Origin of the sequence: Halopenitus persicus (genome assembly GCF_002355635.1) — an archaeon.
GTDB lineage: Archaea > Halobacteriota > Halobacteria > Halobacteriales > Haloferacaceae > Halopenitus > Halopenitus persicus_A.
In genome coordinates, this window is the sequence record NZ_AP017558.1 from 389,149 (window position 1) to 407,776 (window position 18,628).

The following is an 18,628-nucleotide window of genomic DNA, read 5'->3' on the forward strand; positions in this document are numbered from 1 at the left end:
TGTCGCCCCCGAACAACTGGTCAACGAGCGTGTCGCCCCCGAACAACTGGTCAACGAGCGTGTCGCCCCCGAACAACTGGTCAGCGGTCGAGACCGCCCTGCGCTTTGACCCGCATGATCTGCCGGACGTTCCGGTAGATCGCCTCCGGCGAGGTGTCCTCCGCGGGGTCGTACAGGTCGGAGACTCGATAGAGGACGGCCGCGACCTGCTGGCTCTCGGAGCTGTCCGCGCGAACGTCCTCGGCGATCGCGCGGAGGGCTCGTCGCGTTTCCGCGGCGTCGGCGGGGATCGCACGAGCAGCGGGCGCATCGTGAACAGCGGGCGCATTGTGGACGGTGGATGCATCGCGGATGGCGGGTGCATCGCGGATGGCGGATGCATCGTGGGCGTCCGGTGTCCCATCCGCGTCCGGTTCCGGATCCTCGTCGCCGGCCGTCATCGCGCCTGATCGGCCGCCTGGCGGCGGCGGACGACGCCGGCGTTGTTCGCGACGGCCGCGCTGATGGCCGCGAACGCCTCGGACGTCTCCCCCTCGTCCAACACGATCGGTTCCCCGCCGTCGCCGCCGGTTCTGACGGCGGGGTCGAGCGGGACGCCGCCGAGGAACGGCAGGTCGTGTTCGGCCGCCAATCGCTCGCCGCCGCCCTCGCCGAAGACGTCGTGGACGCTCCCGCAGTCGGGACACCGGAAGCCGGCCATGTTCTCGGTGACGCCGAGCACGTTGGTGTCGTGTTTTCCGAACATCCGGAGCCCCTTGACCGCGTCGTCGAGCGCCACGTCCTCCGGGGTCGTCACGATCACCGCGCCGGTCAGCGGCAGCGTCTGCAGGATCGTCAGCTGCGTGTCGCCGGTTCCGGGCGGGAGGTCGAGCACGAGGTAATCGAGCTCGCCCCAGTCGACGTCCTCGACGAGCTGGGTGATGATCTTGTGTACCATCGGGCCGCGCCAGATGACGGGGTCGTCCTCGCCGGTGAGAAAGTCCATACTCATCACGCGCATTCCGTACTGTTCGGGCGGGACGATCGTCTCGCCGTCGGTCCGTGGCTGCGTCTCGGCGCCGACCATCCGCGGCACGTTGGGGCCGTAGACGTCGGCGTCGAACAGGCCGACGCTCGCACCCATGTCCGCCAGGCCGGCCGCGACGTTGACCGCCATCGTCGACTTCCCGACGCCGCCCTTCCCGGAGGCGACCGCGATGACGTTCTTCACCTTCGGGAGGACCTGCTCGTCCGGGGCGACCGCGGACGGGATTCGCGCGGACAGCTCGGGGTCGAGGCCGGCGTCCGAAAGCGTCCCCCGAACCTCCTCGGCGATCGCCGTCTCGGTCGGCGAGTAGGGCGCCCCGAGCGCGAGCGAGACGCTGACCGTGGTCCCGTCCTCGCGCACGGTCACGTCGTTCACGAGCCCGAGGGAAACGATGTCGTCGTCCAGATCGGGGTCGACCACCGACCGAAGGAGATCGCGTACGCCGGATTCGTCCATACCCGAAGGGAGGCGTGTCGGTCGAATAAGGGTTGTGTCACGGGTGGTTCCGGGCCGACGGATGCCGTCAACCTCATCCGCCGGCGTGCGTGACCCGATCGCTTTTAGGGCCACTCCGCCACCCGACGGTATGTTCGGAACGAGCGGCGTTCGCGGTCCGGTCGGGGAGGACGTTACGGCTGCCCTCGCGGTCTCCATCGGCCGCGCGCTCGGGATGGAGGCCGACGCGGTCGTCGTCGGCCGTGACGTTCGCGATTCCGGCCGCGCGCTCGTCGACGCGCTCGCCGCGGGCCTGGTCGAGTCGGGAACCGACGTCCTCGACGTCGGGGTCGCCGCGACGCCGACCATCGCCCGGGCGGTCGCCGGCGCGGACGCCGACGCCGGCGTCGCGGTCACCGCCTCCCACAATCCCCCGGCCGACAACGGCTTCAAGCTCTGGACCCCCTCCGGGCAGGCCTTCGACGCCGCCGCTCAGAACCGGATCGCGGACCGCGTCCGGTCGGACGCGTTCGACCCGGCCGACCCGAACGACCACGGCCGGCGTCACGGGTTCGGCGACGTTTTCGAACGTCCCGCGACGGCCAGCCATCGGGCGGCGATCGTCGACGCCGGGCGACGAGCGCTCGCCGCTGCCGACGAACGCGGGGCGACCGCGTCGCTCACCGACGCCCGCGTCGTCGTCGATCTGGGGAACGGGACGGGCCGCGTCACGGCAGACGCGCTCGTCGAACTCGGCGCCACGGTCGAGACGCTCAACGGCCAGCGGGACGGCCGATTCCCGGGCCGAGCGAGCGAGCCGACCGCCGAGACCTGTGCGTCGCTCCGCTCCCACGTGGCCGAAACCGACGCCGACCTCGGGATCGCCCACGACGGCGACGCCGACCGGATGATGGCGGTCGCCGACGACGGGCGCTTCCTCGAGGGGGATACGCTGCTCGCGCTGCTCGCGCGTGCCGCCGTCGCCGACGCCGTGGCGGACGCGGACGCCGGCGCCGACGACGTCGACGACGCCGCGACCCCGCGTGTCGCCGCGCCGTTGAACACGAGCCTCGCGGTCGACGACGCCCTCGATGCGGTCGGCGCCGAACTCGTCCGGACCCGCGTCGGTGACGTCGCGGTCGCCGAGCGTGCCGCCGAGGAGGGGGTCGTCTTCGGCGGCGAACCCTCCGGCGCGTGGATCTTCCCGTCCGAGACGCTCTGTCCTGATGGACCGCTTGCCGCGATCCGGATCGCGGCCCTTGCCGCCGAGCGCTCCCTCTCCGAGCGGGTCGCGGACCTCCCCTCGTACCCCATCCGGCGAGGGAACCGCGAGGTCGACGCGAAGGGGGCCGTGATGGACGCCCTCGCGTCCATCGTCGACGAGGAGTTCGACGCTGACGCCGTGAGCGCTCTTGACGGCGTCCGGGTGGAGACCGCCGACGGCTGGCTGCTCGTTCGCGCCTCCGGCACGCAGCCGCTGATCCGGCTGACCGCACAGGCGCGGACGGATGCGGACACCGACGCCCTGTACGATCGCGCCGCGACGTTGCTGGACCGGGCGATCGAGGCTGCCGAGTGATCGACACGGCCGAGTGATCGACCTACCCGATCCGCGTCCCGGGAGATTCGCCCCGCAGGAACCCCTCGAGGTCGTCCGGCCCGAAGATGAACGCCGGCGATCCGAGCGCGAGCAGTTCCTCGACCTTCGCAGCCATCCCGCCCGAGACGTCCGTCGACTCGCTCGCGCCGAGCAGGTCGGCCACCTCGGCGAAGGCGTCGATCCGGGGAATGACGTCGCCCGCGCCGTCGAGCACGCCGGGAACGGTCGAACAGAGACCGACGCGGTCGGCACCGAGGTCGCCTGCCAGCTCGACGACCAGTTCGTCGCCCGAGATCACCGTGACGCCCTCCGTCGCGGTGGCGACCCCGTCACCGTGTAACACTGGCACGAATCCCTCCTCGACCAGCGTCGCGGCCGCGTCCGTCGGGAACGTGAGATCACCCTCCGGACCGTCCGCCCGCGCGCCGACCGACAGCGGGTGCACGGGGATCGCGTCCACGCCCCGTTCGTGAAGGCGGTCGAGCACGAACCGGTTGAGCGTCGTCATCGCCCCGTGGACGTCCATCACGGCTCCGACGTCGTGGGTTCCCGCTGTCGTGGTCACACCGTGGGCGCTCGCGTGGTGGTGGCCGAAGCTCCCGCCGCCGTGGACGATGACGAGGTCGTCGACGAGCCCGTCCGCCAGCGCGCCGGCGATCGCGTCGCAGGCGGCGTCCAACGCGGGCGCGTCGAGCGTCTCCGGCCGGTCCTTCTCGGTGATCACGCTGCCGCCGAGCTTGCAGACGACCGTCGATCCAGTCATCACGGCGCCTCCACCCGAACGCCCTCGGTCGCGAGTTCCGCCCGAAAGGCGTCGGCACACCCCTGCGTGAACGACAGCGCCGTCTCCGTCTCCGGCGTCGGGTCGAGCGCGACGATGCACCCGCCGCCGCCGGCGCCCGTCAGCTTCGCGCCGTGCGCCCCGGCGTCGCGCGCAGCCCACACCATCGCGTCCAGCGAGCGTGCGGAGACGCCAAGCGCCGACAACAGCCCGTGGTTGAAGTTCATCAGGTCGCCGAGCTCGGCGAGCAGCTCCGCGTCGGGCTCCGACCCGGGCGTCGCCGCCTCGAGGAGGTCCTCGCCCTCGCGAACGACGTCGCCGATCGACCGTACCGTCTCGTCCGCGAAGCCGTACTCCTCGATGAGCCCCCGGACGCCCGCCACGAGCGCTCCGGTGTCGCCGGCCCCGCCGTCGAACCCGACGACGAACGGAAGGTTCGGGGTCTCGATCGGCTCGCAGTCGTCGCCCTCGACGCGCACCGCGCCCCCCATCGTCGAGCAGAACGTGTCGGCACGCGAGGCCTGCCCGTCCTGGACGTCGAACTCCGCGCGATAGGCTCGGTCGGCCAGCTCCCGCGGCGCCAGCGGCTCGCCGAGCGCGCGGGTCGCCGCGTCGATGCCCGCGACGACGACCGCGGCCGAGGACCCGAGCCCGGCCCCGAGCGGGATGTCGCTCTCGACGGTGATGTCGAAGCCCGCGTTCGGCGCCCCGGCCGCGTCCCGCGCCTGCGAGACGGCGGCGTCGATGTAGCCCATCGCGGCGTCGAGCAACGAGCGCTCGACGTCCACGTCGGGATGGTCGCCGACGGTTCCGTCGTACTCCACCGTGAACCCGTCGAGCGAGAGGTCCTCGGCCGCGACGCGGACGTGGTCGTCGCTGCGCGGCTCGACGGTCACGCGGGCACGGCGCTCGATCGCGCACGGCACCGCGGGCTGGCCGTAGACGACGGCGTGTTCGCCGAAGAGATACACCTTCCCCGGCGCGCTGCAGACGGTCATACTCCCCACCACAGGCTCGGCGATAACAGGCGTTGCGCTTGTGGTCGGACGCGACCGTCGCCGCGGCGCCCGCCACGACATCGGTTGCTTCCGAAGGACGAGTACTTATATACTCCCCGCCCGGAAAGCCCGCCAGGTGATCCGCTCCGTATGCCGCGGGCGATCACCGGGGGAATTGGGGAATGGACGCGGCGCGGTCGCGCCGCCGTGATCCCGTTCGTCGCCGTGGGTTGCGAGTCGACGACGCGGGAACGACGGTTCGCCGCGTACCGGCGCGGCCGCTCCGAACCACGCGCCACAGGCGCGAACGCGTCCGTCAGGAAACGAAAAATTCGGGTCGCTACAGCTCGGCCTCGAAGTCCTCGAGGGCGTAGACCGTGTCGGCACCGCGGCGGTCGAGCGTCTCGTTGGCGAGCAGCCAGTAGACGACCGAGAGCGCGCGGCGACCCTTGTTGTTCGTCGGGATCGCCAGGTCGACGTTCGACAGCTGGTTGTTTGAGTCGCACATCGCGATGACGGGGATGCCGACCGTGATGGCCTCCTTGACGGCCTGGGCGTCGCCGATCGGGTCCGTGACGACCACGACGTCCGGCTCGATGTAGCCGGCGTAATCGGGGTTCGTCAGCGTACCCGGAATGAACCGGCCGGTTCGGGCGCGCGCGCCGATCGCGTCAGCGAACTTCTCGGCCGGGAAGCGGCCGTACTGTCGCGAGGAGGTGACGAGCACCTGCTCGGGGGCGTAGCCGGACAGGAAGTCGGCGGCCACGCGGATGCGCTCGTCCGTCTTCGAGACGTCGAGCACGTAGAGGCCGTCGTCGCGGACGCGGTGGATGAACCGCTCCATGTCCTGCGTCTTCTGTTGGGTCCCGATGTGGACGCCGGCGCCGAGGTACTCCTCGACGGGGATGAGCAGATCCGCGTCCTCGTCGGGCATCACGTCGTCGTCGAAGCGCGGCTCCTCGTCCGCCTCGTCGTCCACGTCGGCCGCCTCCTCGGCGGCGTCCGCGTCGGGTTCGTCCGAGCCGGCGTCGGCCTCGGCGGCCGCCGCCGCGTCGTCGGGCTGTTCGGCTGTCGTGTCGGCCGCGTCCTCGAGGTCGGCGTCGGCCGCCGCGGCGTCCTCCGCCGTGGCGTCCGCGTCCGCGTCGAGTTCGACCGTGTCGTTGTCCTCAGTCATGGGTGGTGGTGGTCTCGGTTGAATGTCGGTTCGGCATCACACCGCGTCCTCGGCGATGCGGATCAGTTCGTTGAGCTTCGCCGTCCGCTCGCCGCCGACCGTCCCCGTCTTGATGTAGGGTGCGTCGGTGGCGACGGCCAGGTGGGCGATCGTCGTGTCCTCGGTCTCGCCGGAGCGGTGGGAGATGACGGGGTCGTAGCCGTTTCTGACCGCCAGCTCGACGGCGTCGACGGCGTCGGAGAGCGTCCCGATCTGGTTCGGCTTGATCAGGATGCTGTTTCCGGCGCCCGTCTCGATCCCCGTTCGGAGTCGGTCGACGTTGGTGACGAACAGGTCGTCCCCGCAGATCAGCGTCCGGTCGCCCACCAGGTCGGTGAGCTCGGCGAACCGGTCGTAGTCCTCCTCGTCGAGGGGGTCCTCGACGTACGCGAGGTCGTACTCCGTGACCAGATCGGCGACGTACTCGACCTGCTCGGCGGGCGAGCGGGTCCGGTCGCCGTAGACGTACGCGTCGGCCTCGGAATCGTACAGCTCCGCGCCGGCCATGTCGAGGCCGAACCGGACGGTGAAGCCGACGTCGTCGGCGACCCGCTCGGTCGCCGCCGCCATCACCTCGAACGCCTCCGCGTCGTCGATCGACGGCGCCCAGGCACCCTCGTCGCCCTTGGCCGCCGGGACGCCCCGGTCGGCGAGGATCTCCGCGACCGCGTCGTGGACCGCCGCGTTCGCGAAGACCGCCTCCGAGACGCTCGGCGCGCCCGTCGGCGCGGCCAGGAACTCCTGGATGTGCGTGGCGTCGGCGGCGTGTTCGCCGCCGCCGATCACGTTGCCCAGCGGCACGGGGAAGTTCCCGCCACGGAAGGCGCCGCCGAGATGTTGATATAGCGGTGCGCCGAGAACGTCGGCGGCCGCCTTCGCAGCGGCCATCGAGATCGCGACCGCCGCGTTGGCCCCGATCGCGGAGAAGTCCTCGGTGCCGTCCGCCGCGTGCAACGCGGCGTCGACAGCGCGCTGATCGCCCGCGTAGACGCCCTCGAGTCGCGGCACCGCGTGTTCGCGGGCGGCGGCGATCGCCTCCGCGGGCGGGAGCTCGACCGCCTCGTATTCGCCGGTCGAGGCGCCCGAGGGCGCCGCAGCCCGTCCGAACCCGCTCGATTCGGTGAGCACGTCGGCCTCGACGGTCGGGTTCCCGCGGGAATCGAGCACCCGACGCAGCGAGACGGACGTGACTCGCGTCATTACGCCTCCTCCCGGCGGACGGTGAACGGGAGCACGCCGGCGTCGTACTCCTCGGCGGCGACGAGGATCGGCTGCGTCTCGTCGGTGTCGATGAGCACCGGTGCGCCGTAGGACACCTGCAGCGCTCGTGCGCCGAGGATGCGTGCCTTCTCGTAGCGGTTGTGGTTCGTTGACATAGGTTACTGGTACGGGGAGACGACGTCGACGAGGTCGGTGTGACTGACCATCATCCGCCGGCAGCAGTGCCGGTCGACGCCGAGGTCGTCGAGGACCTCGCCGGGGTCCTCATCGCCCTCGCGGGCGCGCGCTTTGAACTCGTCCCAGTGTTCACCGACGACGTTGCCGCACGTGAAACACCGGACAGGGATCATCATGGGTGGATCACCTCAGCGGTAGGACTTCTGATACCGGGCACGTGCGCCGGGTCCGCCCCACTTCTTGGGCTCGGACTGCCGAACGTCGTTGACCAGCAGCGTCCGGTCGAAGCTCATGTAGGCGTCGCGCAGCTCCGCGTCGCCCAGGTGCTGCACCAGCCCGCGGGCGATCGCGGTTCGCACGGCGTCCGCCTGGCCGCTGAACCCGCCGCCGTCGACGGTGACGTCGATGTCGACCTGATCGCGGAGGTCCTCACCCGCGATGCGGAACGGCTCCAGCATCTTGAGGCGTGCCTGCTCCGGATCGATCAGCTCGACCGGTCGGGAGTTGATTCGCACGCGACCCTCGCCGTCGCGCACGGTGGCGCGGGCGACGGCCGTCTTCTTCTTGCCGGATGTATTGGTTACCATGTGACGTTAGCACCCAGACTCTCGGAGACGTCCCCGAGCGTCGTGAACTTGATGTTCGACAGGCGGTCCAGCGAGGTGTCCTCGAGGACGGTCGACTCGTGATCGTCGTCGCCCTCGTAGGGATCGCCGACGTACACGCGAACGTTCTCGAACGCCTCACGGCCGTGCTGTTTCTTATACGGCACCATCCCGCGGATCGTTCGCTTGAAGATCCGGTCGGGACGCTTCGGGTAGTACGGACCGCTGTCCGACCCGAGGCCCGCACGCGTGTGGTAGGTGTCCATCGTGTCCTCCTCGTTGCCGGTGATCACGGCGTGTTCCGCGTTGACCACGGCGACGCGCTCGCCCTCGAGCGCGCGCTGGGCGACGATGGATGAGACGCGACCGAGGATGCAGTCGCGGGCGTCGACGACGACGTCCGCGTCGAACTCGGCGAGACTCATCGGATCACCCGGACGTTCGATCCGGCGGGGTTCTCCTTGACGAACTGTGCGAGCGGCACCGCGTCGCCCGCCTGCTCGATCTTCTTTCGGGCCGTTCCCGAGAAGTCGACGGCGGTAACGGTGACGTTCTTCTCGAGCACGCCGCTGCCCAGCACCTTGCCGGGGACGACGACCGTCTCGTCTTCCTGGGCGTAGCGCTCGATGCGCCCCAGGTTGACCTCAGCGTGCGTGCGCCGTGGCTTTTCGAGCCGATCCGCGACGTCCTGCCAGACCGCAGCGTCGGCGTCGCGGGATGCCGACTTGAGGTCGGCGATGAGGTTCTGTAGTTGTGGATTCGTCTTGCTACTCATTGGTGTCCTCCGAAATGAAGGTACGCGTGGCGACCGGTCGCGTCGCCGGGGTGAAAAGTGGAGTGCAGGGAGCAGGATTTGAACCTGCGGACCTCTACAGGACAGCGCCCTGAACGCTGCGCCGTTGGCCTGACTTGGCTATCCCTGCGTGCACTCCACGCTACTTCGGCGCCCTTCAAACCACTTTCGGTCCGTCCGGACGCGATCGTCGACCGCGTCGATCGTCCGGATCGGACCTCCCCGACGTCCGTGCCGGCGGTTCCGGCGGCGCTCACGGCCCGTCCGTGACGGACGGGGGCGAGCGTTCGTGTCGGGGTGGTGGGATGAAGGGACATGGCTGTTCAGACGGCGATTGCGGTTCGAAGCTCGTCCGCGCGGTCCTCGATCGTTCCGATCGCGCGGACGATCAGTTCCTCGACGTCGACGGAGCCGTCGGTCTCGACGTGGAAGACGAACGCGCCGGGGACGTCCTCGACGCTGACGTCCTTGCCCGGGTACCGCTCGGAGAGGTCGTGGTCGAAGGTTTCGGTCGGCACGATCTCGCCGTCCTCCGTCTCGATCACGCCGCGAAGGATGCGCGGTTCCTCCTCGTCGAACTCGCCGAGGTCGCCCTCGACGGTGATCCGCTGGAGGTGTCGATAGCCGACGGAGACGCCGCCCTGGTGTTTGGCGTGCTCCTTGCCGGTGTCGAGCACCGCGTCGGCCTCCAGCTCGACCCGCTGTCCCTCCTTCAACTCGATGAGGGGGACGTTCTCGTCGGCGGGTTCCACGAGCGGCTCCGCGGACACGAGGTCCCCGGAGTAGGCTGTTCGCGGTCCCGTGACGTCGAGCGCGAGCGTCACCTCGTCGCCGATCTCGAAGTCGTCGAGCGGCGACGTGAGCGGGACGAGCCCGAGCCGGAGCCCGAGCATCTCATCGAACATCACGGAGGAGTTCTCGACGAACCGAACCGTGTCGATCGAGAACGTCGGGACGTCGGCGATCATCGCCCGGCGGATGCCGTTGGCGAACGCCGGCGACAGCCCGCGGATCAACACCCGCGCGCTCCGGTCGTCGCGTTCGATGTACTGCACGTCGAAGTCGGCCTCGCTCATGTTAGATCCGTTTGTTCTTCGGCGCCTTCGTTCCGTCGTGCGGGATCGGGGTGACGTCCTCGATCCGGCCGATCTCGACGCCGGCGCGGGCGAGCGCTCGGATCGTCGCCTGGGCGCCGGGGCCGGTGGACTTGTTGAGGTTGCCGCCGGGACCGCGCACGCGAACGTGCACGCCCTCCAGGCCGGCCGCCTTGACCTCCTCGGCGACGACCTCGGCCATCTGCATGGCGGCGTACGGCGACGCCTCGTCGCGGTTCTGTTTCACCACGGTCCCGCCGGACGACTTCGCGATCGTCTCGGCGCCGGTCTCGTCGGTCACCGTGATGAGCGTGTTGTTGAACGATGCGTAGACGTGGGCGATTCCCCACTTTCCGTCTTCTGAGTCGCTCATGGATGGTTACTCCTGTGCGTCCGCGCGTTCCGGGTGTAGTTCGTCGGCGAGCGGACTCGTCTCGTCGAAGGCGACCGTCTCCTCCGCGGTCGTGTCGACCTTCTTCGACGGGCGCGTGACGCGTGCGCCGTCGACGGTGACGTGTCCGTGGACGATGAACTGTCGCGCCTGCTTCGTCGAGGACGCGAGTCCCTTCCGGTAGGCGACCGTCTGGAGACGGCGCTCGAGCAGGTCGGTGACGTCGAGCGACAGCACCGCCGAGATGTCGTCGGTCTCGCCGAGGATGCCGAGACGGCGGAGTCGCGCGATGAACTCCGAGCCGGCCTCCTGAGCGGCCTCGACGTCGCCCTGCGCCTCGCCGAGCAGTCGCCGCGCCTCGCGGCGCATGTTCCGCAGCTCGGACTGGGCGCGCCAGAACTCCTCCTTGTTCTTGAGGCCGTACCGTGAGACGAGGTCCGCCTCCTCGGCGATCCGCTCGCCCTGGTACGGGTGGTTGGGCGTCTCGTAGGCCTTGGTGTTGTTGCCGGTCGTCATTCTTCCTCACCGGCCGCTTCTTCGGCCGCTTCCTCTTCGGCCATGTCCTCGCGGATCTCCTCGACGTTGACGCCGATTGTGCCCTCGGTCCGTCCCGTGGACTTGGTCCGCTGTCCGCGGACCTTCTGTCCGCGCTTGTGTCGGACTCCCTTGTAGGAGTCGATCATCTTCATGCGGTTGATGTCGTGTCGTCGCTGCTCCGAGAGTTCGGTTCCGATCTTGTGGCCGGTCTCGCCGGTGAAGAAGTCCTTCTGCCGGTTGACCATCCACTCCGGAACGTGGTCCTCGAAGTTCTCGACGACGTCGACGACGGCATCGATGTCGTCGTCGTCGAGCGCGCCGAACGTGGCCGTGCGGTCCACGTCGGCGGTCTCCGCGACGAGTCGCGCCGCGCGCGTGCCGATTCCGTTGAGGTCTGTCAGGCTTCGCTCGACCGTCTTCGTTCCGTCGAGGTCCGCGCCCCCGATACGAACGAAGTACTGGAGGTCCTCGTCCTCCTCCGGCGAGCCGTCCTGTGGTTCTTCTGCACTCATAGGTGTCTGGAGTGTCGGTGCGGCGGATGGACGTCCATCCGCCGCCGGTTCGATTCGAGCGTTGCGGCGGGGATTCGAACCCCGGAGGCGTGACCGCCACAGAGTTAGCAACCCTGCGCCTTGGGCCAGACTTGGCTACCGCAACCCGCGTGTATCGTCGCCCTTCCGGACTCGGGGTACAGCACCCCTGCAGTACGTGCGTGTTGAGGAACCCGTCATCGATACTTAAACGTCACGGATGCCTGCGGGCAGTGTTCCGGGATCGCATACCGATTCGGGGTCGATCGGGCCGAGAGCAGACCTCTAGGTCGGGCCGAGAGCAGACCTCCGGGCCGGGCTGGACTCAGATCTGTGGTTCGGGTCGCGTTCCAAGCTCGAGTTGGACGGTCGTCTCGCCCCCGCCCCGCCGGATCCGAACGTCGATCACGTCTCCCGGAGTCGTCTCGAGCGCGAGGTACCGCGACAGCGAGCTCTGCGTGTCGATCGGCGTCTCCCCCAGACCGACGATGACGTCGCCGCCGGTCGGGACCGGCGTCCCGTCGACGACCGTCTCGCCGGTCGATCCGCGGAGCACCCCGTCCGCCGGTCCCCCGGATTCGGTCGCGGTGACGTAGACCCCGCGTGCAGCGGGCAGGCCGTTCGCCTCGGCGATCAGCGGCCCGACGTCACGGATCGCGACGCCCATATACGAGTGGTCGTACCGGCCGTGCTCGATCAGGGAGGGGACGACGCGGCGGGCCAGCGGCGCCGAAACGCCGAACCCGAGGTTGTCGCTGCCCGACACGCGGGCGGTCGCGACCGCCACGACCTCGCCGTCGAGCGTCAGTATCGGGCCGCCGCTATTGCCGGGATTTAACGCGGCATCTGTCTGTATCGCGTCCGCGATCGTGTAGTTCCCCGTCGCGGGGATGCTCCGATTGCGACCGCTGATGATCCCCTGGCTGGCGCTTCCCGAGAAACCGAGCGGCGAGCCGACGACGAGCACCTCGGTGCCGATCGGCGGCACGGTTTCCCGGAGGGGCAGCGGCTCCGCGTCGATGGCTTCCCCCGGCTCCAGGACCGCGAGGTCGCTGTAGGGATCCGTCCCGAGGACCGCGACTTCGACCCACGCGCCGTCCGCGTACTGGAGCCGAACCGCGTCGGGATCCGGGCCGACGACGTGCTGGTTCGTCACGACGTACGCGCCGTCGGCGGCGGCCGGCCGATATCGAAATCCCGATCCTTGTCCGGTTCGTCCGTCAGCCGTCACTTGCACCCGTGCGACGGACGGCGCGACGTCCTCGTAGAGCATCGCGAACCGTCGCTCTCCGACCGGATCGTTGCGTGCCGGCGCCACACAGCCCGCCGTCGAGCCGGCCGCGACGCTCCCGCCGAGCAAACCGAGAAACTCCCGTCGCGTTCGCTGCATACGTCGGCATCGATCGGGGAACCGTTAAGCCCCCGGAAGTGGTGGTCGAGCTTCCGGCCGGCTTTGACCGTCGGAGTCGACGGGTCTTTTCGTTCGCCGCGCGAATCGCGACGTATGAGCCTCGACGTTCCGGTTCCCGACCCACCCGAGCTCGCGTCGATCGACCCAAACGAGTACGAGGATGCCGACGTGGCCGGGGACGCGGAGTACAGGCGCGACGAGATCGAGGCCCTCCTTCGAGAGGGTGCGTGGACGGACGCGTTCGAGGAGTGGGCGGCGACGAGCGACCTCGACGAGGCCGACTGGGCGATCGTCCGCGACCTGGGCCTGGTCTCGCGGTTCGACTTCTTCTGGGACGACTTCGCCGACCGCGTCGGCTACCACGCTCCCGGCCTCCCGGAGGACTGGCGGGAGCGCGATCTCCACCCGGACCTCGATTCGTGGGGGACCGTGTCGGGGATCAACGCCGGCCTGACCGAGCTCGGCCAGATCGTTTGCGAGACCCTCAAGCAGGAGTACATCGACTGGGAGGCCGACTACGACGCGCCGGACGATCTCCCGGAGTTCGACGACTGAGCATGGCGGGCCACCGACGCGACGGCGCGCCCGGCGCCGTCACCGATCCGGACCCGAGAACAACGCCCGATCGGCCCACGATACCGCCGGTCGACGAGGCGGCGGAACGCGCCGCGCTCCAGCGACAGCCGACGCTCACGAAGCCGCCCGGAAGCCTCGGCCGGCTCGAGGACCTCGCGGTCGCGCTCGCCGGCGTCACCGGTGATTCCCGGCCCGACCTGGCCGATGCGACGGTCGTGGTCGCGGCCGGCGATCACGGCGTCGTCGACCGCGGCGTCTCCGCGTATCCGCAGGCCGCGACGCGGGCGATGCTCGAGAACTTCCTGCACGGCGGCGCCGCGGTCAACGCGATCGCCGACGCCGTCGGCGCCGAGACGCTCGTCGTGGACGCCGGGATCGCGGGTGACCCGGTTCCGGGCGCGCTTGCGGTCCGGATCGGCGCCGGAACGAACGACGCGTCCAGTGGCCCGGCGATGGCCCGATCGGACGCAGTCGACGCGGTCGAGGCCGGCGTCCGGATCGCGGACTCGGAGCTGGCGGACGCCGACATCGTCGCGCTGGGCGAGATGGGGATCGGGAACACCACCATCGCGGCGACGATCACCGCGGCGTTGACCGACGCCGCCCCGGCCGAGGCGACCGGGCACGGAACCGGGATCGATGACGAGACGCTCGAACGGAAGGTGGCCGTCGTCGAGGACGCGCTCGCGGCGAACGGCCTCGACGCGGAGGCCGGAGACCCCGCCGACGACCACGATCCCCTCGACGTCCTCGCTCGCGTCGGCGGGTTCGAGATCGGCGTTCTCGCCGGCGTCGCGCTGGGCTGTGCGGCCGACCGAACGCCGGTCGTCGTCGACGGCGTCATCACCGGGGCCGCTGCCCTTCTCGCGGACGCCGTCGATCCGTCGGTTCGTCCCTTCCTGCTCCCCTCGCACGCGGGTGCCGAGCCCGCGCACGCGATCCAACTCGACGCGCTCGACCTCGAGCCGTTGTTCGAATACGACCTCCGGTTGGGTGAGGGAACCGGTGCCTGTCTGGCGCTCCCGATCTACCGGTCGGCGTGTGCGACCCACCGGGAGATGGCGACCTTCGCCGACATCGGTCTCGAGGACGGCGGCTGAGACGTGGTCGCGGTCGTGGTTCGGCTCACACGGGTCGCCGGTCCCGTTCCCCGAGGTCGTAACTCCCGTTCCCCGATGTCGTGACGCCCGGTCGTTGAGGTCGTGGCTCCCGGTCGCCGAGGCCGCGACTCCGTCGTATTCAAATACGCGGCCGAACACGCTCGGATATGGAGCAGATCGACGACCAGTACACACCCGCGGACGTCGAATCCGCGATCGAGGCGTACTGGGACGACGCCGACGCCTACGAGGCGGCGACGGAGGCCCACGCCGACGACCCGCCGTTCTTCTTCGTCGACGGGCCGCCGTACACCTCGGGGCAGATGCACCTCGGAACGGCCTGGAACAAGACGCTGAAGGACGCGATCATCCGGTACAAGCGGATGACCGGCCACCGGGTGACCGACCGGCCGGGCTACGACATGCACGGCCTCCCGATCGAGGTGAAGGTCGAGGAGAAGCTCGGGTTCGACTCCAAACGCGACATCGAGGAGTACGGGATGGAGGCGTTCATCGATGAGTGTCTGGAGTTCGCCGAATCCAACCGCGAGGCGATGGACGAGGACTTCAAATCCATCGGCGCGTGGATGGACTGGGACGACCCCTACAAGACGGTCTCGCCCGAGTACATGGAGTCGGCCTGGTGGGCGTTCTCCGAGGTCGCCGACCGCGGGCTCGTCGAGCGCGGCAAGCGGTCGATCTCGCAGTGTCCCCGGTGTGAAACCGGACTCGCGAACAACGAGGTCGAGTACGAGGACGTCGAGGACCCCTCGGTCTACGTGAAATTCGACCTTTCGGACCGCGAGGGAAGCCTCGTCATCTGGACGACGACGCCGTGGACGATCCCCGCGAACACCTTCGTCGCGGTCGACGAGGAACTCACCTACAACGCGGTGCGCGCCCGCAAGGACGGCGATGGCGGCGCGGACGGCGAGGACGGAGGCGACACCGAGGACCTGCTCTACGTCGCCGCCGAGTGCGTCGAGGACGTCCTCAAGCGGGGTCGGTACGACGACTACGAGATCGAGGCCGAGCTGTCGGGCGCGGAGCTCGTCGGCTGGGAGTACGACCATCCGCTCGCGAACCACCTCGCCGAGTACCCCGACTTCGAGGGGGCCGGGCAGGTGTACGCCGCCGACTACGTCGAGGCCGACCGCACGGGACTGGTCCACTCCGCGCCCGGTCACGGTGAGGTCGACTTCGAGCGCGGCCGCGAGCTCGGGCTGGAGATCGCCTGCCCGGTCGAGCCGAACGGCGAGTTCACCGACGCGGCCGGCGAGTACGCCGGGCAGTTCGTGCGCGACGCGAACGACGACATCATCGCGGACCTGATCGACGACGGCCGGATGCTCGCCCACGACACCGTCGAGCACAGCTACGGGCACTGTTGGCGGTGTGACACCGGGATCATCCAGCTCGTCACCGACCAGTGGTTCATCTCGATCACCGACGTCAAGGACGACCTCCTCGAGAACATGCGGGATTCGGAGTGGTTCCCGAGCTGGGCCCGCGACCAGCGCTTCCGCGACTTCATCGAGGACGCGCCGGACTGGAACGTCTCCCGGCAGCGCTACTGGGGCATCCCGATCCCGATCTGGGTCCCCGAGGACGCCGACTCCGAGTCCTTTGACGAGGAGATGATCGTGATCGGCACGCGCGAGGAGCTGTCCGACCGCGTCGACCAGTCGGTCGATCCGACCGAAATCGACCTCCACCGGCCGACCGTCGACGACCTCACCATCACCGAGGACGGAACCACCTATCGGCGCGTCGAGGACGTCTTCGACGTCTGGCTCGACTCCTCGGTGGCCTCGTGGGCGACGATCGGCTACCCCGGCGAGACCGAGGCCTTCGAGGAACTGTGGCCCGCCGACCTGATCGTCGAGGCGCACGACCAGACCCGGGGCTGGTTCTGGTCCCAGCTCGGGATGGCGACGGCCGCGTTCGGCGAGACGCCCTACGAACAGGTGTTGATGCACGGATTCGTCAACGACAGCGAGGGCCGGAAGATGTCGAAGTCGGTCGGCAACATCGTCACGCCCGAGGAGGCGATCGAGCGCGCCGGCCGCGACCCCCTCCGAACGTACCTGTTGAGCCACGACCAGCAGGGGATCGACCTGGCCTTCGAGTGGGACGGGCTCGGCGAGATCCAGGGCAAGCTCAACATCCTCTGGAACACGTTCCGGTTCCCGCTGCCGTACATGGACCTGGACGACTACGACCCCGCGTCGGCGGACCTCTCGGACGGCGAGCTCGAGCTCGTCGACGAGTGGGTCCTCTCGCGGCTGCAGTCGGTCGAACGCGAGGTCAGCGATGCCTGGGCGGAGTACCGGATCAGCGACGCCGTCAACGCGCTGATCGAGTTCGTCACCCAGGACGTCTCCCGCTTTTATATCAAGGCGGTTCGCGATCGGATGTGGGAGGAGACCGACTCGGCCTCCAAACGCGGCGCGTACGCCACGATCGCCACCGTTCTCGACGAGACGATCCGGATGCTCGCGCCGATCGCCCCCTACGTCACCGAGCGGATGTACCGGACGCTCGACGGCGAGGCAACGACGGTCCACGCGCTCGCGTATCCCGAGCCCGACGACGACCGCCACGATCCGGATCTCGAGCACGACGTCGCCGTGATGCGCGACGTCGAGGAGACCGCAGCGACCGCGCGCCAGCAGGCCGGCCGGAAGCTCCGGTGGCCCGTCTCGCGCGTGATCGTCGAGACCGAGGACGACGACGTCGCGGGCGCCGTCGAAACCCTCGAGGACCTCATCCTCGACCGCGTGAACGCGCGGTCGCTCGTGGTCACCGACCGGTTCGAGGAGCTCGAGGAGCGCGCACGGCCGCAGATGGCGGAGATCGGCCCCGCCTTCGGCGGGCAGGCACAGGAGGTGATGACCGCCGTGGAGGGTGCCTCCCGCGAGGCGGTCGAGAACGGCGGCGTGACCGTCGACGGCGAGGCGGTCGAGCTCGAGCCGGAGATGGTCCAGTACGAGGCCACGCCGCCGGAGGGCGTGAGCGCGGCGACGTTCGACGACGGCACGATCTACGTTGACACGACCCTCACCGACGACATCGAGGCCGAGGGATACGCCCGCGACGTCATCCGCCGCGTCCAGGAGATGCGCAAGGATCTCGACCTCGAGGTCGACGCGAGCATCGGGCTCGGCGTCGCGATCGACGACGACCGCGTCGCCGACCTGGTCGACGAGCACCGCGACCTCATCGCCGAGGAGACCCGCGCGACCGAGTGGCTCGACGATCCCGACGCGGCGACCGACGCCCGCGAGGAGTGGAACGTCGAGGGGATCACCGTCACGATCGGCATCGATCGGATCTGATCGGCAACGACCGCGCCCGATCGGCCGACTGCGACCCGATCGGTGGCCGTGGACGACCGCAGGCGGACCGCATCCGGGCGCCGTGTGGACCGCATCCGGGCGCCGTGTGGACCGCATCCGGGCGCCGTGTGGACCGCATCCGGGCGCCGTGTGGACCGCATCCGGGCGCCGTGTGGACCGCATCCGGGCGCCGTGTGGACCGCATCCGGGCGCCGTGTGGACCGCATCCGGGCGCCGTGTGGACCGCACCCGGCCCCCGGTGGATCGCATCCGGACCCGGGGCTCCCCTCCGAAAGATATTCGAACACGTCCGCCGTGTACTCCACACGATGCAAATCCGACCGGCGTGTCCCGGCGATGCCGAGGCACTACGGGCGGCGGTTTCCCGCGCGGGTGAAACGGCCGTGTTCGACGATTTCGGTGCACCGATACTCGACGTCTCCGCGGCGGGGGTCCGTGAAGCCGCGGCGACGGCCGACTGCTCGTTTCTCGTCGAGGCCGACGGCAAACCCGTCGGCGTGGCGCTCGCGCATCCCGACTCCGACGGTCGGGAGGCTGAGCTGCTCGCGTTGTGGGTCCATCCCGACCACGCGGCCGACGACGTGGAGACGACCCTGCTCGGCAACGTTGCGCGCTCGCTCGCGCGCGACGGCGTCGAGTCGATCCGGACGTCGGTCCCGCACGACGACCCGACGAGCCGGGAGTTCTACCGAGCCAACGGCTTCAACCACAAGACGAGCCGGGAGGGACCGGCCGGGACGGAGATCGTCTTCGTCGCCCCGGTCGAACGCCTCTCGTAGC

Annotated in this window: 21 protein-coding genes and 2 tRNA genes; 5 read left to right on the forward strand and 18 right to left on the reverse strand. The window is 69.7% G+C overall.

The genetic code is table 11. From position 1 onward, the window contains the following. Positions 1-80: 80 nt before the first annotated feature. Both CPZ00_RS01855 and CPZ00_RS01860 read right to left on the reverse strand, forming a co-directional pair. A complete protein-coding gene (locus CPZ00_RS01855; RefSeq protein WP_096389136.1) occupies positions 81-440 on the reverse strand; it encodes a hypothetical protein in 360 nt (119 codons plus the stop codon). Next, on the reverse strand, positions 437-1,483 hold the full coding sequence (locus CPZ00_RS01860) for an Mrp/NBP35 family ATP-binding protein (protein ID WP_096389138.1): 1,047 nt from the start codon (positions 1,481-1,483) through the stop codon (positions 437-439). The genes CPZ00_RS01855 and CPZ00_RS01860 overlap by 4 nt, the downstream gene beginning before the upstream one ends. Positions 1,484-1,613: 130 nt before the next feature. Between CPZ00_RS01860 and CPZ00_RS01865 the strand changes: the two genes are divergently transcribed. Next, on the forward strand, positions 1,614-3,041 hold the full coding sequence (locus CPZ00_RS01865) for a phosphohexomutase domain-containing protein (RefSeq protein WP_096389140.1): 1,428 nt from the start codon (positions 1,614-1,616) through the stop codon (positions 3,039-3,041). A gap of 22 nt (positions 3,042-3,063) precedes the next feature. Here CPZ00_RS01865 and CPZ00_RS01870 read toward each other — a convergent pair whose 3' ends face one another. The 16 genes from CPZ00_RS01870 to CPZ00_RS01945 form a co-directional block, all read right to left on the reverse strand. Next, positions 3,064-3,825, reverse strand: a complete 762-nt coding sequence (locus CPZ00_RS01870) for an isopentenyl phosphate kinase (protein WP_096389142.1) — start codon at positions 3,823-3,825, stop codon at positions 3,064-3,066. Next, complete coding sequence (gene mvk / locus CPZ00_RS01875) at positions 3,825-4,841, reverse strand: mevalonate kinase (protein ID WP_096389144.1); 1,017 nt, start codon at positions 4,839-4,841, stop codon at positions 3,825-3,827. Before mvk ends, CPZ00_RS01870 begins: the two co-directional genes overlap by 1 nt. A 340-nt stretch (positions 4,842-5,181) precedes the next feature. Beyond that, positions 5,182-6,015: a 30S ribosomal protein S2 gene (gene rpsB, locus CPZ00_RS01880; protein WP_096389146.1), complete on the reverse strand. Its 834-nt coding sequence runs from the start codon at positions 6,013-6,015 to the stop codon at positions 5,182-5,184. 36 nt (positions 6,016-6,051) lie between these two features. Then, positions 6,052-7,254, reverse strand: a complete 1,203-nt coding sequence (gene eno / locus CPZ00_RS01885) for a phosphopyruvate hydratase (RefSeq protein WP_096389148.1) — start codon at positions 7,252-7,254, stop codon at positions 6,052-6,054. Further along, positions 7,254-7,430: a DNA-directed RNA polymerase subunit K gene (locus CPZ00_RS01890; protein ID WP_092816313.1), complete on the reverse strand. Its 177-nt coding sequence runs from the start codon at positions 7,428-7,430 to the stop codon at positions 7,254-7,256. The genes eno and CPZ00_RS01890 overlap by 1 nt, the downstream gene beginning before the upstream one ends. 3 nt (positions 7,431-7,433) lie before the next feature. Then, entirely contained in the window at positions 7,434-7,628 is a 195-nt protein-coding gene (locus tag CPZ00_RS01895; RefSeq protein WP_039401999.1) for a DNA-directed RNA polymerase subunit N, read from the reverse strand. Between the two features lie 12 nt (positions 7,629-7,640). Beyond that, the gene (locus CPZ00_RS01900; protein WP_096389150.1) at positions 7,641-8,039 is read right to left on the reverse strand and encodes a 30S ribosomal protein S9; all 399 of its coding nucleotides are present in this window, start codon (positions 8,037-8,039) and stop codon (positions 7,641-7,643) included. Then, positions 8,033-8,482, reverse strand: a complete 450-nt coding sequence (locus CPZ00_RS01905; protein WP_096389152.1) for a 50S ribosomal protein L13 — start codon at positions 8,480-8,482, stop codon at positions 8,033-8,035. The genes CPZ00_RS01900 and CPZ00_RS01905 overlap by 7 nt, the downstream gene beginning before the upstream one ends. Then, positions 8,479-8,832 (reverse strand): 50S ribosomal protein L18e, encoded by a 354-nt coding sequence (locus CPZ00_RS01910; RefSeq protein ID WP_096389154.1) that lies wholly within the window; start codon positions 8,830-8,832, stop codon positions 8,479-8,481. The genes CPZ00_RS01905 and CPZ00_RS01910 overlap by 4 nt, the downstream gene beginning before the upstream one ends. Before the next feature lie 63 nt (positions 8,833-8,895). Next, positions 8,896-8,980 (reverse strand) — tRNA-Leu (locus CPZ00_RS01915). Positions 8,981-9,173: 193 nt separating this feature from the next. After that, entirely contained in the window at positions 9,174-9,926 is a 753-nt protein-coding gene (locus CPZ00_RS01920; RefSeq protein ID WP_096389156.1) for a DNA-directed RNA polymerase subunit D, read from the reverse strand. Between the two features lies 1 nt (position 9,927). Continuing rightward, positions 9,928-10,317 carry a 30S ribosomal protein S11 gene (locus CPZ00_RS01925; protein ID WP_021074203.1) on the reverse strand — a complete coding sequence of 130 codons (390 nt, stop codon included), beginning with the start codon at positions 10,315-10,317 and terminating at the stop codon, positions 9,928-9,930. Between the two features lie 6 nt (positions 10,318-10,323). Beyond that, positions 10,324-10,851 (reverse strand): 30S ribosomal protein S4, encoded by a 528-nt coding sequence (locus CPZ00_RS01930; protein ID WP_096389158.1) that lies wholly within the window; start codon positions 10,849-10,851, stop codon positions 10,324-10,326. Continuing rightward, positions 10,848-11,384, reverse strand: coding sequence for a 30S ribosomal protein S13 (locus CPZ00_RS01935; RefSeq protein WP_096389160.1), 537 nt, complete (start codon positions 11,382-11,384; stop codon positions 10,848-10,850). Before CPZ00_RS01935 ends, CPZ00_RS01930 begins: the two co-directional genes overlap by 4 nt. Before the next feature lie 59 nt (positions 11,385-11,443). Further along, a tRNA-Ser gene (locus tag CPZ00_RS01940) sits at positions 11,444-11,529 on the reverse strand. 198 nt (positions 11,530-11,727) lie between these two features. Continuing rightward, entirely contained in the window at positions 11,728-12,792 is a 1,065-nt protein-coding gene (locus tag CPZ00_RS01945) for a S1C family serine protease (RefSeq protein ID WP_096389162.1), read from the reverse strand. 114 nt (positions 12,793-12,906) lie between these two features. Between CPZ00_RS01945 and CPZ00_RS01950 the strand changes: the two genes are divergently transcribed. The 4 genes from CPZ00_RS01950 (at position 12,907) to CPZ00_RS01965 (ending at position 18,627) form a co-directional block, all read left to right on the forward strand. Continuing rightward, positions 12,907-13,368 (forward strand): hypothetical protein, encoded by a 462-nt coding sequence (locus CPZ00_RS01950; RefSeq protein ID WP_096389164.1) that lies wholly within the window; start codon positions 12,907-12,909, stop codon positions 13,366-13,368. A 2-nt stretch (positions 13,369-13,370) separates the two neighbouring features. Beyond that, positions 13,371-14,489: a nicotinate-nucleotide--dimethylbenzimidazole phosphoribosyltransferase gene (gene cobT, locus CPZ00_RS01955; protein ID WP_096389166.1), complete on the forward strand. Its 1,119-nt coding sequence runs from the start codon at positions 13,371-13,373 to the stop codon at positions 14,487-14,489. A gap of 167 nt (positions 14,490-14,656) precedes the next feature. After that, positions 14,657-17,827: an isoleucine--tRNA ligase gene (gene ileS, locus CPZ00_RS01960; protein ID WP_096389168.1), complete on the forward strand. Its 3,171-nt coding sequence runs from the start codon at positions 14,657-14,659 to the stop codon at positions 17,825-17,827. A gap of 329 nt (positions 17,828-18,156) precedes the next feature. Further along, positions 18,157-18,627, forward strand: a complete 471-nt coding sequence (locus tag CPZ00_RS01965; protein WP_096389170.1) for a GNAT family N-acetyltransferase — start codon at positions 18,157-18,159, stop codon at positions 18,625-18,627. Position 18,628 lies beyond the last annotated feature (1 nt).

What these genes read in the sequence shown, in the direction of transcription:
- CPZ00_RS01855 (WP_096389136.1), bottom strand. Translation starts at nt 440, where the DNA reads ATGACGGCCGGCGACGAGGATCCGGAACCGGACGCGGATGGGACACCG.
- CPZ00_RS01860 (WP_096389138.1), bottom strand. Translation starts at nt 1,483, where the DNA reads ATGGACGAATCCGGCGTACGCGATCTCCTTCGGTCGGTGGTCGACCCC.
- CPZ00_RS01865 (WP_096389140.1), top strand. Translation starts at nt 1,614, where the DNA reads ATGTTCGGAACGAGCGGCGTTCGCGGTCCGGTCGGGGAGGACGTTACG.
- CPZ00_RS01870 (WP_096389142.1), bottom strand. Translation starts at nt 3,825, where the DNA reads ATGACTGGATCGACGGTCGTCTGCAAGCTCGGCGGCAGCGTGATCACC.
- mvk (WP_096389144.1), bottom strand. Translation starts at nt 4,841, where the DNA reads ATGACCGTCTGCAGCGCGCCGGGGAAGGTGTATCTCTTCGGCGAACAC.
- rpsB (WP_096389146.1), bottom strand. Translation starts at nt 6,015, where the DNA reads ATGACTGAGGACAACGACACGGTCGAACTCGACGCGGACGCGGACGCC.
- eno (WP_096389148.1), bottom strand. Translation starts at nt 7,254, where the DNA reads ATGACGCGAGTCACGTCCGTCTCGCTGCGTCGGGTGCTCGATTCCCGC.
- CPZ00_RS01890 (WP_092816313.1), bottom strand. Translation starts at nt 7,430, where the DNA reads ATGTCAACGAACCACAACCGCTACGAGAAGGCACGCATCCTCGGCGCA.
- CPZ00_RS01895 (WP_039401999.1), bottom strand. Translation starts at nt 7,628, where the DNA reads ATGATGATCCCTGTCCGGTGTTTCACGTGCGGCAACGTCGTCGGTGAA.
- CPZ00_RS01900 (WP_096389150.1), bottom strand. Translation starts at nt 8,039, where the DNA reads ATGGTAACCAATACATCCGGCAAGAAGAAGACGGCCGTCGCCCGCGCC.
- CPZ00_RS01905 (WP_096389152.1), bottom strand. Translation starts at nt 8,482, where the DNA reads ATGAGTCTCGCCGAGTTCGACGCGGACGTCGTCGTCGACGCCCGCGAC.
- CPZ00_RS01910 (WP_096389154.1), bottom strand. Translation starts at nt 8,832, where the DNA reads ATGAGTAGCAAGACGAATCCACAACTACAGAACCTCATCGCCGACCTC.
- CPZ00_RS01920 (WP_096389156.1), bottom strand. Translation starts at nt 9,926, where the DNA reads ATGAGCGAGGCCGACTTCGACGTGCAGTACATCGAACGCGACGACCGG.
- CPZ00_RS01925 (WP_021074203.1), bottom strand. Translation starts at nt 10,317, where the DNA reads ATGAGCGACTCAGAAGACGGAAAGTGGGGAATCGCCCACGTCTACGCA.
- CPZ00_RS01930 (WP_096389158.1), bottom strand. Translation starts at nt 10,851, where the DNA reads ATGACGACCGGCAACAACACCAAGGCCTACGAGACGCCCAACCACCCG.
- CPZ00_RS01935 (WP_096389160.1), bottom strand. Translation starts at nt 11,384, where the DNA reads ATGAGTGCAGAAGAACCACAGGACGGCTCGCCGGAGGAGGACGAGGAC.
- CPZ00_RS01945 (WP_096389162.1), bottom strand. Translation starts at nt 12,792, where the DNA reads ATGCAGCGAACGCGACGGGAGTTTCTCGGTTTGCTCGGCGGGAGCGTC.
- CPZ00_RS01950 (WP_096389164.1), top strand. Translation starts at nt 12,907, where the DNA reads ATGAGCCTCGACGTTCCGGTTCCCGACCCACCCGAGCTCGCGTCGATC.
- cobT (WP_096389166.1), top strand. Translation starts at nt 13,371, where the DNA reads ATGGCGGGCCACCGACGCGACGGCGCGCCCGGCGCCGTCACCGATCCG.
- ileS (WP_096389168.1), top strand. Translation starts at nt 14,657, where the DNA reads ATGGAGCAGATCGACGACCAGTACACACCCGCGGACGTCGAATCCGCG.
- CPZ00_RS01965 (WP_096389170.1), top strand. Translation starts at nt 18,157, where the DNA reads ATGCAAATCCGACCGGCGTGTCCCGGCGATGCCGAGGCACTACGGGCG.